The organism is Nonomuraea sp. NPDC003707, from assembly GCF_053587055.1.
On the sequence record NZ_JBSFNK010000038.1, the window covers coordinates 29,309 to 43,510 of the forward strand.

The following is a 14,202-nucleotide window of genomic DNA, read 5'->3' on the forward strand; positions in this document are numbered from 1 at the left end:
CTTCTCCTACTTCCTGCATGTGACCTAGATCATGCCGGTGACATAACCGTGAACATATAACCGCCGTCATATAACCCGCAAGATACCTCTTGCGAAATCAGGGTGACGTGATGTTCGCTACGTCACACAACGCTTGTCACAGCACCTGTGGCCGGCTTGAGTTCGAAGGAGACACAACGCCTATGTCGGACCACCTTTACTGGAAGAGCGCCGCGGAACTCGGTGAGCTGTATCGCGGCGGCAAGGTGTCCCCGGTGGAGGTGGTCGACGCCGTGCTCGACCGGATGGACCAGGTCGACCCGCAGCTGAACATCATGGTCACCGTGACCGCCGACCAGGCGCGAGCGGACGCCAAGGTGGCCGAGCGGCGGCTGCGGTCGGGGGAAGATCTGCCGCCCCTGTTCGGGGTGCCGATGACGGTCAAGGACCTCGCCGAGACGGCCGGGGTGCGGACCACCTACGGCTGTACGGCCTTCGCCGACCACATGCCGGAGGAGGACGCGATCGGCTGGGCGCGGCTGAAGGAGCAGGGCGTGATCCTGCTGGGTAAGACCACGACCCCGGAGTTCGGGCTGCTCGGGGTGACCGAGAGCAAGTTGACGGGCTCGACCAGTACTCCCTGGCGGCCGGGCTACAACGCGGGCGGCTCCAGCGGCGGCGCGGCCGCTGCCGTCGTCGCGGGCGTCGGCCCGGTCGCCTGGGGCTCGGACGGCGGCGGATCCATCCGCGTGCCGTCGTCGCTGTGTGGCGCGGTGGGGATCAAACCGTCCATCGGACGAATTCCCACCGCCGACAGCACCGACGGCGACAGCACCGACGGCCCCATCGCCCGGACCGTGCTGGACGTGGCGATGGTGTTCGAGGCGACCGCGGGCCACCATCCCTCCGACCGGTTCTCCGTGCCCCGCGACACCCGCAGCTACGTCGAGGCCGCGCTGGCCCCCGGCGACCTGACCGGGGTGCGCGTCGCCGCCTGCTACGACCTGGGCCAGAAGGTCCTCGACCCCGGCGTGCGCAGGCTCTTCACTCAGGCGCTGGACGACATGCGGGCCGCCGGCGCAACCGTCGAGGAGGTCGGCATCGAGCTGCCCGACACGATGCTGTTCTTCGACCACCTCAACGGATACGAGTACCTGGAGTTCGCCGAGGAGATGCAGGCCGGCGGCGTCGAGCTGTGGCCGATGATCCTGGAGTTGGCCGAGCGAGCCAAAAGTGTCACCGGGCGGCAGGTCAGCGCCGCCTTCAGGCGCGGCAAGACCGACATCTATAACGCCTTCACTGCGGCGATGACCGGCGCCGACATCCTGGTGACCCCTACGACCCCCGTTCCCGCCTTCCCACACGGCGGCGACATCGGCCCCACCCGCCTGGTCGACGGGCAGGAGGCTCCGCCGCTCGGCCTCCTGATCCACTCGATGACCGAGCCGCCCAGCCACGCCGGGCTCCCCGCGATCACCGTGCCCGGCGGCTTCGACTCCGACGGCCTGCCGATCGGCCTGCAGTTCATCGGCCGCCTATGGGCCGACGCCGACGTGATCTCGGTGGCCGCCCGCTACCAGCGCGCGACCGACTGGCACACCCGTCGCCCCCGGCTCTGACCTCGCCTGTGTTGCCGATCCCGGCGCTCCAGCGGTCCAGCGACAGGCCGGTGGACCGCTTCGTCGTTCCCGCACACTACGGCTGCGGGAAGACTGGATCACCTGCCCTGACGAGGCCCGGGACCGTGCGCTCGTCGAAGGCGAACGGCCGGACGTCGCCGACGTGCCGGACTGTCTGCGCGCATTCGGTCTCCTCGCGGTTGCCGACGATGTCGGTGCGCTCCACCTGGATCGCCGCAACCTCGCGCAGCGCGAACTCCTTGGTGGCGGTGACCTCCAGGCGGGCGAGGCGACCCGACGCTCTTGCCGCCCACCCGGGTCGCCTCATCCGCGGGCGTGCGGGACTGGGCCGCCCTGGATGAAGGCCGCCGCGCGAAGGGCGGTGTCGGCGCCGGAGGTGATCGCGCCGTCCATCCACCCGGACCAGCGGCAGGACAGGTCGCCGCCGGCGAAAAAGAACGGAGCGGGCATCGCCGCGAGCTCACGCCACCCGGCCCTCTGACCAGGCCGGGCGGCATGCCACGTGCCCCGGGCGAACTCATCCCGGATCCAGTCGTGCGACAGAGCCTCCAACTCCTGCCCGATCTGCGGGTGCCGCTCGCCGAGTGCCGTCCAGGCCCGCCTGAGCGCCCCGTCGTGGCTGGGTACGGCCACGCCGAACCGAGCCACCGCCGCGCGCCGCCGGCCTTGGACCGCATACGCCTCGATCGCGTCGGGCCAGCCCGTCGAGTGCAGGCCGGCGGCCTCGCCCGAGACCGTCGCCCACCCCTTGGCGGCACGGCCGGCGTGCCGCTGCGCGACCACCCTGGCGGCCGCCGTCCCCAGTGGGACGTCCAGCCGCAGATCAGGCAGGACGTTGACGGGCAGAGCGATGATCGCTGCCGTGGCGGTCACCGCGAACCCCTCTCCGGACAGCATCACGCCGTCAGCGTGCGGCCCGATCGCCTCGATCCGGTGGCCCAGCCGGACGATGCCGCCCAACTTCCTCGCGATGGCGCGGGCGATGCCGTCGGCACCGCCGCCGATCCGGGCGAAGCCGCCCCCGAACGCCGTGCGGGCATTCCCGAAACCGGCGATCTCATGCAGGAGGCCGATCACGGAGTAGTCGTGCTCGCTGGCACCCATCAGCGCGAACGCCTCGGCGAGCAGCACCTCATGCGCGTTCGTCCGCAAGCCGAGCCTCTGGATGTACTCGGCCATCGTCACGTCCAGGTGCTCGACGGTGCGGTACCAGTCGGGACGGCCGAAGTCGATGCCTGCGGCATCGGCATCAAGCCGGGCGAGCAGGCGCTCGTACCCTGCCGACGCAGCCCGGCCCGGAAGGACCTTTTCCTCTCGCTCTTCGGTGGAGGGGAGCACCAGCTCGAGGCCGTAGCGCCGCACCTCCCGCACGACCGCGTGGTGAAAGGTGGTCGCCACCCACTCCGCGCCGAGATCCACCGCGGCTCCGGCCGCCTCGAACTCTGTCGTCCAGACACGGCCGCCGACCCGGTCCCGCGCCTCCAGCAGCACGACATCGATCCCCGCCTCGGCGAGGCCGCGGGCGGCAACCAGACCAGCCAGCCCACCTCCGGCCACCACGACATCCACTGGGCTCATTCCGCATCCCTCTACTCGGCGCTCTTCCGGCACGGCCCGATCGCGGGTCCAGCCCGGCAAGTCACCAGTATGTATAACGCTTGTTGTGTAACGCAATAAACAAATACCGAAGCGATGCGTTCCGGCTGGTCGTGTCCTGAACCAAGCGCGGGCCGTCGCGAGGGGGCACCCACATCGGCAGCGGATCGGCCGCTGCTTCGTCGGGTGACAGCAGCGCGTGCGCGCAGGCCCACTTCATCGAGTTCGACCGGCGGCGGTCGATCACCTCGTCGAAGATAGAGGAGCAGGCCGTGGGTAGGCTCCAGTCAGGGTTTCGGCGGGGGTGTTGCTCACATCGGCTCCATCAGGGGCTCTTCGATCGCGTCGAGCGGGGTCAGGGCTCCAGCACGATCCGGTACCGGGCTTGTCCTTGGCTCAGCCGGCGCACCGCGAGGTCGGCTTGTTCGAGCGGCAGGCGTTCGAGGCGTGGCCGGACGTCGTGGGCGGCGGCGAAGCGCATGGTGTCCTCGATGTCGGCGGGAGTGCCGGTGAGGTGGCCGGTGACGATCAGCGCGTTCATCACCAGCTGCGCGACGGGTACCTGGAGGGCTCCGCCGTCGACGCCGATCAGGGTGAGCCGTCCGCGCAGGCGCAGACCATCGAGCAACGCGCTGATCGGCTCGGAGGTGGGCGCCGTGCACAGGATCAGATCGGCGCCGCCGAGTTCCGCCAGCGTCTGGCCGGCGTCTTGGGTGGTGGCGTCGATGTAGTGGCGGGCGCCGAACGCAGCGGCGTCGTGCCGTCGGTCGGTGCCGCGGGCGATCGCGACGACCTCGTGTCCCATGCGGGCGGCGAACTGCACGGCGAGATGGCCGAGACCGCCGAGGCCGTACACGGCGACCCGCGAGCCCGGCGGCAGGCCGGCCTCGCGCAGCGCCGTGAACGTGGTCACGCCGGCACACCCCATCGGCGCCGCGTCGGCCGCGCTCAAGCCGTCGGGGATACGGGCGAGCGCCTCGACGGGAACGGTCACCGTGTCGGCCCAGCCTCCCGGGTAGGACAGGCCCGGGATCCGGCGTCGCCGGCAGTGCACCTGGTCGCCGGTGCGGCAGGCGTGGCAGTGGCCGCAGCTGCCGCCGGACCAGCCGACCGCGACCCGATCGCCCGGTTCCCAGCCGGCGGCGAGTGCGCCGGTCGCCTCGATCACGCCGGCGATCTCGTGTCCCGGGGTGATCGGGAAGCCGCCGGCGGGCTCGGCGGCGCTCACCGTACCGAGGTCGGCGCCGCACACACCACTGGCGGTCACCCGCACGCGGACCCAGCCGGGCTCGGGATCGGTGATCGCCACCTCGACGGGGCGAAGAGGGCCGCCGGGTTCGGTGACCGCCATGCGGCGGAACATGGTCGCCAACGCTGCTTTCCCCTCTTTCGTGGAGCACGTGCCGACGCGCTCCTGACATTCACGAACGATATGGCGGGCCTGGTCGGCGCCGGTAGATGTGCGGGGTGAATCGGGTGATAACCTCCGGCTATGAGTGAGCGGTTGAACCTGGAGGCGTTGCGGTATGCGCGGTCGGTGGCCCACGCCCGCTCGTTCTCGGCGGCCGCGCGCGCTCACGGGATCACGCAGCCGGCGTTGTCGAACGCGATCGCCCGGCTGGAGGAGCGCCTCGGGGTGCAGCTGTTCGAGCGGTCCACCCGGGGCGTGACCCTGACCGCCGAGGCGGTACGCCTGATCCCGCTCATCGACACAGCTCTGTCGGCGCTGGATGCGATCACCGCCGAGGCTCGGCGGATGGCCGACCCGCAGGCTTCGCGCATCCGTCTGGGCGTGTCCCCGCTGATCAGCCCGGACCTGGTCGCCCGGGCCTTCAGCGCCGTCCGCCGGCTGCCGGTCCCGGGGGATCTGGTGCTGCGGGAGGCCAACATGGCCGACCTGCACGACGCGCTCGCCGAAGGTGAACTCGACATCATCTTGATCCCGTCGGTGAACCCGCTGCCGCGCTTCGAGCACCGCATCATCCACTCCGAGCCGGTCGTCGTGATCGACGCCCACGCGCAGGCGTCGTCGGCGGTCGAGCTCAGCGATACCGCCGATGCGCAGTTCATCCTGGTGCCCGACGCGTGTGGCCTGACCCGGTTCACCACGCAACTGTTCCGCGAGCACGACCTGCCGCTGCGCGCCTATCCGGGCGAGGCCGGCGGCTACCAGGTCCTCGAGCAGTGGGTCGGCCTCGGCCTGGGCACGGCGATCCTGCCCGAGTCCAAGCTGTCGGACGCCGGCCTCACCGCCCGCCCACTGCTCGACGACGGCCGGCCTGTCGAGTTGTTCTACGAGGCGGTGTGGGACCCCACGTCCCGCTACGCGGCCGACCTGAGCCGGCTCGTCGACTCGCTCAGCGATAACCGCCGCCTATAGCCGTATTCTCATCGCCGGTCTACCGGATCCTCGGCCACGGACATAGCTTCGGCGCATGGCCACGCCGTGGTCATCACGCCCGAAACGAGGAATCCCATGGCCTACCTTCAGATCACCCTGGACGTCAACGCGGCTGACCGTGCCGCCGCGGCGGGCGTCTACCAGCGCTACAGGCAGCCGTTCCTGGACACGGTCGCGGGCGCCAAGAGCAAGGAACTGCTGGTGCGCGACGAGGACGTGCAGGTCCTTCACGGGTTCGCCACCGTCGCGGACGCGCAGGCGTACCTGTCCACCGAGCTGTTCACCCAGGACGTCGTCACTGCCCTGCAGCCCTACCTGAACGCGGCTCCCGACGTGCGCATCTATGAGACCGCCTGACGCCGATCGCCTTCGCATGCGGTCGGCCGCCGTGGCAAGCCCTCGCACCACGCCTGCCGGAGAGGCGAGCTCACCGCCGCCGCTGATCCGGCGCTGCGCCGTTTGCGGAGCACGTCCACGAGCTGACCGCCGGCATCACATCACACTCATCGTGGGGCGCCCACCCTGGCCACAGCCGCCCCACGTCGCGCAGACAAGGACTCTCGTGCCTGAGCCCGAACACCTCGCCGGCACCGGGTCCATGACTACCGTCCCGGCCAGGCCGGCCATCGATGCCGTCCAGCGGCGCACGATGACCGTGCTGGTCTTCGCACAGATCATCGGCACCGTGGGGGTAGGTGTCGCACCCTCGATCGGGATCCTGCTGGCCGGCGCGGTCACCGACAACGAAGCCTGGGCGGGCCTGGCGCGCACCGCGAGCACGCTCGGCGCGGCGCTGCTCGGCCTGCCGCTGGGCACTCTGGCCGCCCGCCGTGGACGCCGCGTCGCCCTCGCCGGCGGCTGGTGGACGGCCGCCGCCGGCGGCGCGGTGCTGGTCGCCGCGGCGCAGTGGAGCCTGATCGTGCCGCTGTTCGCCGGCCTGCTGCTGATCGGTGTCGGCCTGGCGGTGAGCCTGCAGTCACGGTTCGCCGCCACCGATCTCGCGCGGCCGCACCACAAGGCCCGCTCGCTCGCCCTGATCGTCTGGGTGGGCACCCTCGGCTCCGTGCTCGGTCCGAACCTCGGCGTGCCCGGCGAGATCATCGGCGCCGCCACCGGCCTGACCGTGTACGCCGCGGCCTTCCTCATCGCCGCGCTCTGCCTGGCCGTTGCCGGTCTGATCGTGTGGGTGTGGCTGCGTCCCGATCCGCTGCTGTTCCTCGAACGGGCCGCGCCGGCATCACGCGCGGGTGCTGGTGGCAGGCAGCCGGGCCGTATCCGGCAGGTGCTCGCCGAGCTGCGCGTCAACCAGCGGGCCCGAGTGGCGGTGATCGCGATTCTCACCGCCCAGGCGGTGATGGTCGGGATCATGACGATGACGCCGGTCCACCTCACCCACCACGGCGGCTCGATCACCATCGTCGGCATCACGATCAGCCTGCACATCGTCGGCATGTACGCCCCGGCCCCGCTCGTGGGCCTGATCGCGGACCGCTACGGTCACCGGCCGGCGATCAGTGCCGGGCTCGGCATCCTGGCCGTCTCGCTCGTGATCGGCGCCGTGAAACCCGACGACACCGGCTGGATCATCACGTCACTGATCCTGCTGGGCATCGGCTGGTCCTTCGTCAATGTCGCCGGGTCCGCGCTGTTCAACGCCGTCGCCTCCGCCGAGACCCGCGCCTCGTCCCAGGGCGGCGTCGATGCGCTGTCGAACCTGTGCGGAGCGGCCGCGGCGTTCGCGTCCGGGCCACTGCTGGCCGTCAGCAGCTTCTCCCTGCTGTCCGTCCTGGCCCTCATCGCGCTCCTTCCGCTGAGCATCCTCATGGCCGGCCGTGCCGTCGCCCGCCAGAGCGTATGACCCGTCTCGGCACAGTCCGGACGCACACCGTCACCTCGGCCCAGGAAGGAGACGCATGTCGCCTTTCACCTCTCAGCACGACGTCGTCGTGGTCGGTGCCGGCCCGGCCGGCCTCACGGCGGCGGCTGCCCTGCCCGCGACCGCACCGGAGGCCGGCTGGCGTCCACCGACGACGGGCTCGACCTGGGCGCCACCTGGTTCTGGGACGGCGAGCCACGGGTCGCCGCGCTGCGGCTGTCGACCCCGGTCACGGCCATCCGCCCGAACGGTGACACGGTCGAGGTGCGAACGGTCGCCGGACGCCTGAACGCCGGCCAGATCGTGCTGGCGATCCCACCGGCGCTCGCCACGGCGAGCATCGACTTCCACGGCGCACTGGAGCCGGAGCTGGTGCGTCTCGCCGAGGCCACTCCGGTCTGGATGGGCGGCGCCGTCAAGGTCGTGGCCACCTACCGCACTGCGTTCTGGCGGGCCGCGGGCCTGGCGGGAGCGGCGATCAGCCGGACCGGCCCGCTGCGGGAGATCCACGACATGTCCGGGCCGGACGGCACGCCGGCCGCCCTGTTCGGGTTCGCCCCCGCCCCCGCCCCCGCCCCCGACGGTCCCGGATTCACGACGGCCGTGACCACCCAGCTGGCGCAACTGTTCGGCCGGCAGGCGGCCCAGCCCGAAGCACTGCACGTGCAGGACTGGAGCAGCGAACGATGGACCTCGCCGCCCGGGGGCCGACACCTGACGGACTACGACCTGTTCGGGCACCCGCTCTACCAGCGACCCGCGCCGGCCGGCCGACTGCACCGGGCATCGACCGAAACCGCCACCGACCACGCCGGACACGCCGAAGGCGCCCTCCTCGCCGGCGAGCGAGCCACCCGCGCCGTCCTCGCCGCCCAAAGCGCGAAGCGAGCCGGTGCGGGGCCGGCGGCCGGGCTCGGGAGGTCATGGTGACTGCTCGGCACGGGTGCCGAGCAGTCACGTCTGGGCGGTTTCAGTGGCGGGAGATGGCTTGCTGCAGCAGGTCCTGGAGTGTGTCTTGCTGCTGCTGGGTCAGGCCGGCCATGAGAGGCTCCCCGCCCCTCAGGGATTCCAGCAGCTTTTTCCGGCGCTCGGCGCCTTCGGGGGTGAGCATCAGCTGCTTGGCCCGGCGATCGGTGGGGTGGGGACGCCGTTCGAGCAGCTGCTGACTCTCGAGATTGTCGATCACGACGGTGGCGTTCGACGGTTCACAGCCCATCCGCTCGGCCAGTTCCCGCATGGTCATCGGACCCGTCAGCTCGCGAAGCGCGGAGGCCTGCGCGATGGTCAGACCGAGCTTGCCCACCCGCTCGCGCTGCCGCGCGTTGTTCTGCATGTCCAGCTCGTGCACCAGCTTGCCCAGCTCCCAGTCCGCGGCTACCTGCGAATCCGACATGCTCATAAGCCGAGTTTAGCAATCTCCTTCAACCCATGATAGGTATGGCTATAACCTTTCAAGTCATATCTAAATGGAAGGTCGGACTCATGACGGACACGACATCGCACCTGGTCACCGGCAACCACCAGCCTCCGCCACAGCCTCGTCCTCGAACTCGCCAAACCCGACACCATCGGCTTCGGCATCCACTTCGCCGACGTGCCCTTCGGCCGCGTCCGCATCGAGGACGGCCGATCGGCCTGGCACCCCATCGACGCCTGAACCCGGCCGGGCGGGGCACCATCACCGCACGGTAGGCGGTCCCGTCGTCGAGCCGCCTGGGAATGGTCCACGACGCCGAGCCTCCAACGAGCCCATCGAGGGCTCGCCATCCATATTTTTTACCTTTAGTTCAAGAATTGGAGTGCCATGAACCTCAACCTCACCGCCAAGACAGCCGTCGTCACCGGTGCCAGCCGGGGCATCGGACTCGCCACCGTCCGGACCCTGATCGACGAAGGCGTCCGTGTCGTGGGCGCCGCTCGCACCATCACACCTGAGCTGAAGCAAACCGGCGCGTATGCGGTGTCGGCTGACCTGAGCACCGCGGAAGGAGTCTCCGCCCTCATCGACAGCGCCCTCGCCGAGCTGGGTGGCATCGACCTGCTGGTGAACAACGTGGGAGGCGGGGACAAGACGACCGTCGGCTTCCTCGATGTCGACGACTCCGAGTGGACCAGCATGTTCGACATCAACGTGCTCGCAACCGTCCGTGCCACGCGTGCGGCCCTGCCCAGCCTGATCGAGCGTCGGGGCGCGATCGTCAACGTCTCGTCCATCGTCCCCCTTATGCCCGGGGGTCTCCCGATCGCCTTCGCCTCGGCCAAGGCGGCGCTCACCGCGCTCGGCAAGTCCCTGGCCGAGGAGTTCGGTCCTCGAGGCGTACGCGTGAACACCATTTCCCCCGGCCTGGTCCGCACCTCCGTCTATCAGGACCCCAACGGCCAGGTCAGCGAGTGGGCCGCCGCGGCCGGCATGAGCCTTGACGAATTCGTCCAGCAGATGGTGAAGGCCCAGAACGTCACCACCGGCCGCATGACCGAGCCCGAGGAAGTGGCGGCCCTGATCACCTTCCTCCTGTCCGACGCGGGCGGAAACATCACCGGCGTCAACTACGTCATCGACGGCGGCACGATCAAGACGGTCTGAACCGGAAGCATGCCGGCCGCTCGCAGACGGCGCTCGGCTTCTCCACCCCACCTGACCGGCGAGCGCGCGATTGCTGGTCCGGCGGCTCCGAGCCGGGCCGGCAACCACCACCGCGGACTTCGCTCAAGCGCCGCCGTCGAGACTGACCTCGGCCGGCTCGCAGCCCTCGGCCGATACCCGGATGACGATCTCTCCTGAACCCGCGCGTCGTACGATCGCGAGCGCCCGCCCATCGAAGGTCTCGTGCCGGGCGGTGCCGTAGGTCTCGCGAGGAGCGGGGTTTCCGCTTCCCAGCGCCACGAGCTCTGCAGGTCCGGTGACCTCGACCTCCACATCGCGATCTGCGCCCGTAAATACGGTCCCGTCCGAGTCGACCACCGCGATTCGGACGAACAGGTGCTGTGCCGTGACGTCGGCGTCCTCGACCGTGACCGCCAGCCGCGGCTGTCCGGTGGCCGTCGCGAGGCTGAATGACTCAGCCCGGGCCCCGTCCCTGATGGCCGTCGCCGTCAGCGTGCCGGGCTCGAAAGGGACGTCGAACACCGCGGTGTAACGGTTCGCCCTTCCCGCCGCCGCAGAGTCGATCACCTTTCCGTTCACGGCAAGCTCCACCCGCTCCGCATCGCAGTACACCTCGACGCCGAGCGTCCGGCACTCCTGACCGGGCCAGGTCCAACTGCCGATGCTGTCGCTCCACGCCCACGGCCCGGCGGAGAGAACCTTGCCGTCCTCGCCCGACCGCCGCACCGCGATGTAGGGCTCGCGGCGCAGGCCGAAGACGATCTCGCGGTAGTAGGAGGCGGGCCGGCGCTCGCCGATCAGGTCGAGGTCGCCGCACCAGCCCGCGATCCACGGGTAGGGCGCGTTGGATGGTTGCTCGCCCTCGGCCAGGTACTGGGAGCGGCCGAGGCCCACCTCGCCCAGGTAGTCGAAGCCGGTCCAGGTGAAGTCGCCGATCACGTGCGCGTTCTCGGTCACAAGAGCCCAGGTGCGATCGATGGCCGTGGGGAAGGTCTCGGTGCCGACGATGACCCGGTTGGGGAACAGCTTCTTGTCCAGGACGTACCGCGAGTCGATGTAGTTCATCCCCGCGATGTCGAGCAGGCCGAACGACTCCGCGGTCTTCTCGGTGACGAGCGGGGAGGCGCTGATCTCGTTCATGATGTCGAGCGGCTCGGCCATGAGGGTGTTGATGCCGGTGGCGTCGTCGGCGTCGGCTCCGCGCTGCGCGGCGATCGCCTTCGCGTCGTCCATCACCGCGAGCAGCCCGTTGATGGCGTTCGTCACGAAACGCGTCGGGTCCAGCGCGCGCACCTTCTCCGCCAGCGCGCGGCCGATCAGGCCGCCCGCGGGCGACCCCGTCTCGGTCACCTCGTTGCCGATCGAATACATGAGCACGCTGGGGTGGTTGTAGTCCTTCGTAATCAGGGCCTCGACGTCCCGCTCCCACCACTCGGGGAAGACGAGGGAGTAGTCGTGGTCCATCTTGGGCGCGTTCCACATGTCGAAGGTCTCGTCGATGACGTACATCCCGAGCCGGTCGCAGGCCTCCAGCAGCGCGACGCTCATGGGGTTGTGGGCGGAACGGACGGCGTTGAAGCCCGCCTGCTTGAGCAGCCGGACGCGTCGCTCCTCCGCCTCGGGGATCGTGGCGGCCCCGAGAATGCCGTTGTCGTGGTGGATGCAGGCGCCGCGCAGTTTGACGGTCTCGCCGTTCACGCGGAGCCCGTTGACCGGGTCGACCTGGAGCTTGCGGATGCCGAACGTTGCCGACATGTCGTCCAGCGTCGTTCCGTCGCGGGTGATGCGAGCTTCGGCGGTGTAGAGCGCAGGGTTTTCGGCGCTCCAGAGCTCGGGCCCGCCGACGTAGAGGCGTTGCCTGCTCAGCGAGCTGCCGTGGGGAGGCACCGTGACGGGGACCACTCCCCCGGCGACCTCGGTTCCGCTCGGATCGGCGACGCTGACGGCGACGTCCACGGTGGTCCGCCGGTTGGTCGAGTTCGCGACCTGTACCGCGACTTCCACGACGGCGCCGGTCTCGTCGATGTCCGGTGCGCTGGCGCGCAGCCCGTGCGGGGGAATGTGGACCGGCGAGCCGACGTGGAGCCAGACGTTCCGGTAGATGCCGGCCCCGCTGTACCAGCGGGAATCCTGCCCGTTGCGGCATTCCACCCGGATGACGTTCTCTTCGCCGGGGCGCAGGAACTCATCGGCATCGATGGTGAACAGGGAGTATCCGTAGGGACGATGCCCGGCGAAGGCGCCGTTGATGGAGACCGCTGCGTCCCGGTAGACGCCCTCGAACTCGAGGAGGATCCGCGGCCCTTCGAGGTCTTCGGGAACCGCGAACGTCTTGCGGTACTCGTAGGTGCCACCGGGGAAGTAGGCCGCGGCCCTGTCCCCCTGCGGGTCGCGCTCGCGCTCGATCATCGCGTCGTGCGGGATGTGGACGTCGGCGTAGGGCGCCACCGCGCCGCTGAGCTCGTCGAAGGGGTTCACCTTCTGCCGGAACTGCCAGCCGTCGTTGAAGGGGAGGCGCTGCATCGAAGTCCCTCTGGTCGGCGGCCGCCCGCGGGATCGGCCGGCCTCGGTTCGTTCACTCAGTTGTCGGGCGATCCGACCTGGTCGATGATCGCCTGGAAGCCTGCGTAGTCGGCCGCGGGCTGCGGGGAGTTCCACGTCTTCTGCGCCATGATCCGCATCCGCGGGTAGATGTCCGCGGCGGCCTCGTCCGCGGTCCAGGTCCCGCCGCTGTTCCAGACGTTCAGCATGGAACCGCGGTGCCCTGGGGCTCCCACGGCCACCGTCTTCACCGGCAGGTACTTGATGTAGGTGCCGTCCTGCTCGCGGTACAGGTAGCCGTAGAACTGCTCGGCCGACCAGGAGTCGTGCAGGTAGTTGACATGGATCTGAGGCGTCTGACCGCCCGACGGGTAGGCGTACGTGGGCAGCAGACTGTCGTTGACGATCTGGTAGCCCTTGTCGAGCAGCGTCTGCGGCGTGTACGGGCCGTTCGGGCCGAAGAAGTCCTCACTGTCGGAGTCGGTCCAGTACTGGATGACGACGTTCGTGTCGACCTCGATCGTGGTGCCGGGACCTACGTTGTCGTTCCACGCGCGCCCGATCTTGCCCTTGCCGCGGACGAACGCGTTCATCTCGTTCGCGAACTGGATCACCGCGTCCTTCGCGGTGGCGTCGGGCCCGACGGCCGTCTTGGCGTACTGCTCCAGCTGCGGGTAACGCGCGTACTGGCTGTTGGCCAGGTACTCGTCCTGGCCCAGGTGCCAGTACTTGCCGGGGAACAGCGGCAGGTACTCCGCGACGATGCTCTTCAGCAGATCGCGCGCTGCCGGGATCGTGAAGTCGATCTTGGTGGGTGAGATGTTGCCGTCCTTGTCGACGAGCCGGTACTGCGGGTACTTCTGCAGCAGCACTCCGAGGTGGGCAGGCATGTCGATCTCGGGGATCACCCTGACGTTGTACCTGGCCGCGTAGGCCACCAGGCTCCTGATCTCGTTCTTCGTGAGGTACTGAGCCGACTGCAGACCCAGGCCGCTCTCGACTCGCCAGCTCTCGTCATCGGTCAGATGGAGCTGAAGCGTGTTGAGCTTGAGGTAGGCCATGTCGCGGACGCGGGCCTTGAGCCAGTCCAGCGAGAAGTACATGCGCCCGAGGTCGATCATGACGCCACGCTCGGGATAGGTCGGCCAGTCGTAGGCAGTGCCGGTGGGGATCGTGTTCCCGTTCTTCAGTAGTTGCAGGATCGTGCGGGTGCCGTTGAAGGCGCCGTCCACGGTGCCCGCCGTGACCATGGCGCTCTTGGCCACGGCCAGCCTGTAGCCCTGGTCCCCGATGTCGGCGATGCCGTTCTGTAGCCCCAGGACGATGTCGCCTGGGCGGGGCCCGTCGTCGTTGCATGCGACCTCGACCGTTGAGCCGAAGCGGCTGCCGAGTTCGGAGGCGAGGAGGGCGGCGACCGGCTTCAGCTTGGGCAGGTCACCTGGATGGACGAGCACCCGGCTCTTGCCGGTGAACGTGAACTGTCCCGTTCCCGCGGTCCACGAGCGCAGGGCCGGAATCGTCACGGGTGGCGTCGTCGATGAGGTCGCCAAGGCGGGCGACGCTA

The 14,202-nt window shown here is 69.6% G+C and carries 13 protein-coding genes; 6 read left to right on the forward strand and 7 right to left on the reverse strand.

Translation table 11 applies throughout. The features are described 5' to 3' along the window. Positions 1 to 182: 182 nt before the first annotated feature. Complete coding sequence (locus ACWDRB_RS54710) at positions 183 to 1,598, forward strand: amidase (RefSeq protein ID WP_449908509.1); 1,416 nt, start codon at positions 183 to 185, stop codon at positions 1,596 to 1,598. 76 nt (positions 1,599 to 1,674) lie between these two features. Here ACWDRB_RS54710 and ACWDRB_RS54715 read toward each other — a convergent pair whose 3' ends face one another. The 4 genes from ACWDRB_RS54715 to ACWDRB_RS54730 all read right to left on the reverse strand — a co-directional run bounded on the left by ACWDRB_RS54715 (position 1,675) and on the right by ACWDRB_RS54730 (position 4,566). Next, positions 1,675 to 1,926, reverse strand: coding sequence for a hypothetical protein (locus ACWDRB_RS54715; RefSeq protein ID WP_449908511.1), 252 nt, complete (start codon positions 1,924 to 1,926; stop codon positions 1,675 to 1,677). Beyond that, positions 1,923 to 3,197: a flavin monoamine oxidase family protein gene (locus ACWDRB_RS54720; protein WP_449908513.1), complete on the reverse strand. Its 1,275-nt coding sequence runs from the start codon at positions 3,195 to 3,197 to the stop codon at positions 1,923 to 1,925. Before ACWDRB_RS54720 ends, ACWDRB_RS54715 begins: the two co-directional genes overlap by 4 nt. 61 nt (positions 3,198 to 3,258) lie before the next feature. Beyond that, a complete protein-coding gene (locus ACWDRB_RS54725; protein WP_449908515.1) occupies positions 3,259 to 3,462 on the reverse strand; it encodes a hypothetical protein in 204 nt (67 codons plus the stop codon). 108 nt (positions 3,463 to 3,570) lie between these two features. Beyond that, positions 3,571 to 4,566, reverse strand: a complete 996-nt coding sequence (locus tag ACWDRB_RS54730) for an alcohol dehydrogenase catalytic domain-containing protein (protein ID WP_449908517.1) — start codon at positions 4,564 to 4,566, stop codon at positions 3,571 to 3,573. Positions 4,567 to 4,707: 141 nt separating this feature from the next. On the opposite strand from ACWDRB_RS54730, the gene ACWDRB_RS54735 reads away from it, so the two are divergent. From ACWDRB_RS54735 to ACWDRB_RS54750, 4 genes are all read left to right on the forward strand, one after another. Further along, positions 4,708 to 5,595, forward strand: coding sequence for a LysR family transcriptional regulator (locus tag ACWDRB_RS54735; protein WP_449908519.1), 888 nt, complete (start codon positions 4,708 to 4,710; stop codon positions 5,593 to 5,595). 96 nt (positions 5,596 to 5,691) lie between these two features. Beyond that, positions 5,692 to 5,973 carry a hypothetical protein gene (locus tag ACWDRB_RS54740; protein ID WP_449908521.1) on the forward strand — a complete coding sequence of 94 codons (282 nt, stop codon included), beginning with the start codon at positions 5,692 to 5,694 and terminating at the stop codon, positions 5,971 to 5,973. Between the two features lie 205 nt (positions 5,974 to 6,178). After that, positions 6,179 to 7,474, forward strand: a complete 1,296-nt coding sequence (locus tag ACWDRB_RS54745; RefSeq protein WP_449908523.1) for an MFS transporter — start codon at positions 6,179 to 6,181, stop codon at positions 7,472 to 7,474. Between the two features lie 234 nt (positions 7,475 to 7,708). Then, positions 7,709 to 8,422: a flavin monoamine oxidase family protein gene (locus ACWDRB_RS54750; protein WP_449908654.1), complete on the forward strand. Its 714-nt coding sequence runs from the start codon at positions 7,709 to 7,711 to the stop codon at positions 8,420 to 8,422. Between the two features lie 40 nt (positions 8,423 to 8,462). On the opposite strand, the gene ACWDRB_RS54755 is transcribed toward ACWDRB_RS54750, so the two are convergent. Continuing rightward, positions 8,463 to 8,885, reverse strand: coding sequence for a MarR family winged helix-turn-helix transcriptional regulator (locus ACWDRB_RS54755; RefSeq protein WP_449908525.1), 423 nt, complete (start codon positions 8,883 to 8,885; stop codon positions 8,463 to 8,465). A gap of 411 nt (positions 8,886 to 9,296) precedes the next feature. On the opposite strand from ACWDRB_RS54755, the gene ACWDRB_RS54760 reads away from it, so the two are divergent. Beyond that, entirely contained in the window at positions 9,297 to 10,076 is a 780-nt protein-coding gene (locus tag ACWDRB_RS54760; RefSeq protein WP_449908527.1) for an oxidoreductase, read from the forward strand. 123 nt (positions 10,077 to 10,199) lie between these two features. Here ACWDRB_RS54760 and ACWDRB_RS54765 read toward each other — a convergent pair whose 3' ends face one another. Further along, entirely contained in the window at positions 10,200 to 12,620 is a 2,421-nt protein-coding gene (locus tag ACWDRB_RS54765; protein WP_449908529.1) for a glycoside hydrolase family 2 TIM barrel-domain containing protein, read from the reverse strand. A gap of 56 nt (positions 12,621 to 12,676) precedes the next feature. Then, positions 12,677 to 14,161 (reverse strand): beta-N-acetylhexosaminidase, encoded by a 1,485-nt coding sequence (locus ACWDRB_RS54770; protein WP_449908531.1) that lies wholly within the window; start codon positions 14,159 to 14,161, stop codon positions 12,677 to 12,679. Between the last annotated feature and the right edge of the window lie 41 nt (positions 14,162 to 14,202).

What these genes read in the sequence shown, in the direction of transcription:
- ACWDRB_RS54755 (WP_449908525.1), bottom strand. Translation starts at nt 8,885, where the DNA reads ATGTCGGATTCGCAGGTAGCCGCGGACTGGGAGCTGGGCAAGCTGGTG.
- ACWDRB_RS54710 (WP_449908509.1), top strand. Translation starts at nt 183, where the DNA reads ATGTCGGACCACCTTTACTGGAAGAGCGCCGCGGAACTCGGTGAGCTG.
- ACWDRB_RS54720 (WP_449908513.1), bottom strand. Translation starts at nt 3,197, where the DNA reads ATGAGCCCAGTGGATGTCGTGGTGGCCGGAGGTGGGCTGGCTGGTCTG.
- ACWDRB_RS54715 (WP_449908511.1), bottom strand. Translation starts at nt 1,926, where the DNA reads ATGAGGCGACCCGGGTGGGCGGCAAGAGCGTCGGGTCGCCTCGCCCGC.
- ACWDRB_RS54740 (WP_449908521.1), top strand. Translation starts at nt 5,692, where the DNA reads ATGGCCTACCTTCAGATCACCCTGGACGTCAACGCGGCTGACCGTGCC.
- ACWDRB_RS54730 (WP_449908517.1), bottom strand. Translation starts at nt 4,566, where the DNA reads ATGGCGGTCACCGAACCCGGCGGCCCTCTTCGCCCCGTCGAGGTGGCG.
- ACWDRB_RS54760 (WP_449908527.1), top strand. Translation starts at nt 9,297, where the DNA reads ATGAACCTCAACCTCACCGCCAAGACAGCCGTCGTCACCGGTGCCAGC.
- ACWDRB_RS54765 (WP_449908529.1), bottom strand. Translation starts at nt 12,620, where the DNA reads ATGCAGCGCCTCCCCTTCAACGACGGCTGGCAGTTCCGGCAGAAGGTG.
- ACWDRB_RS54735 (WP_449908519.1), top strand. Translation starts at nt 4,708, where the DNA reads ATGAGTGAGCGGTTGAACCTGGAGGCGTTGCGGTATGCGCGGTCGGTG.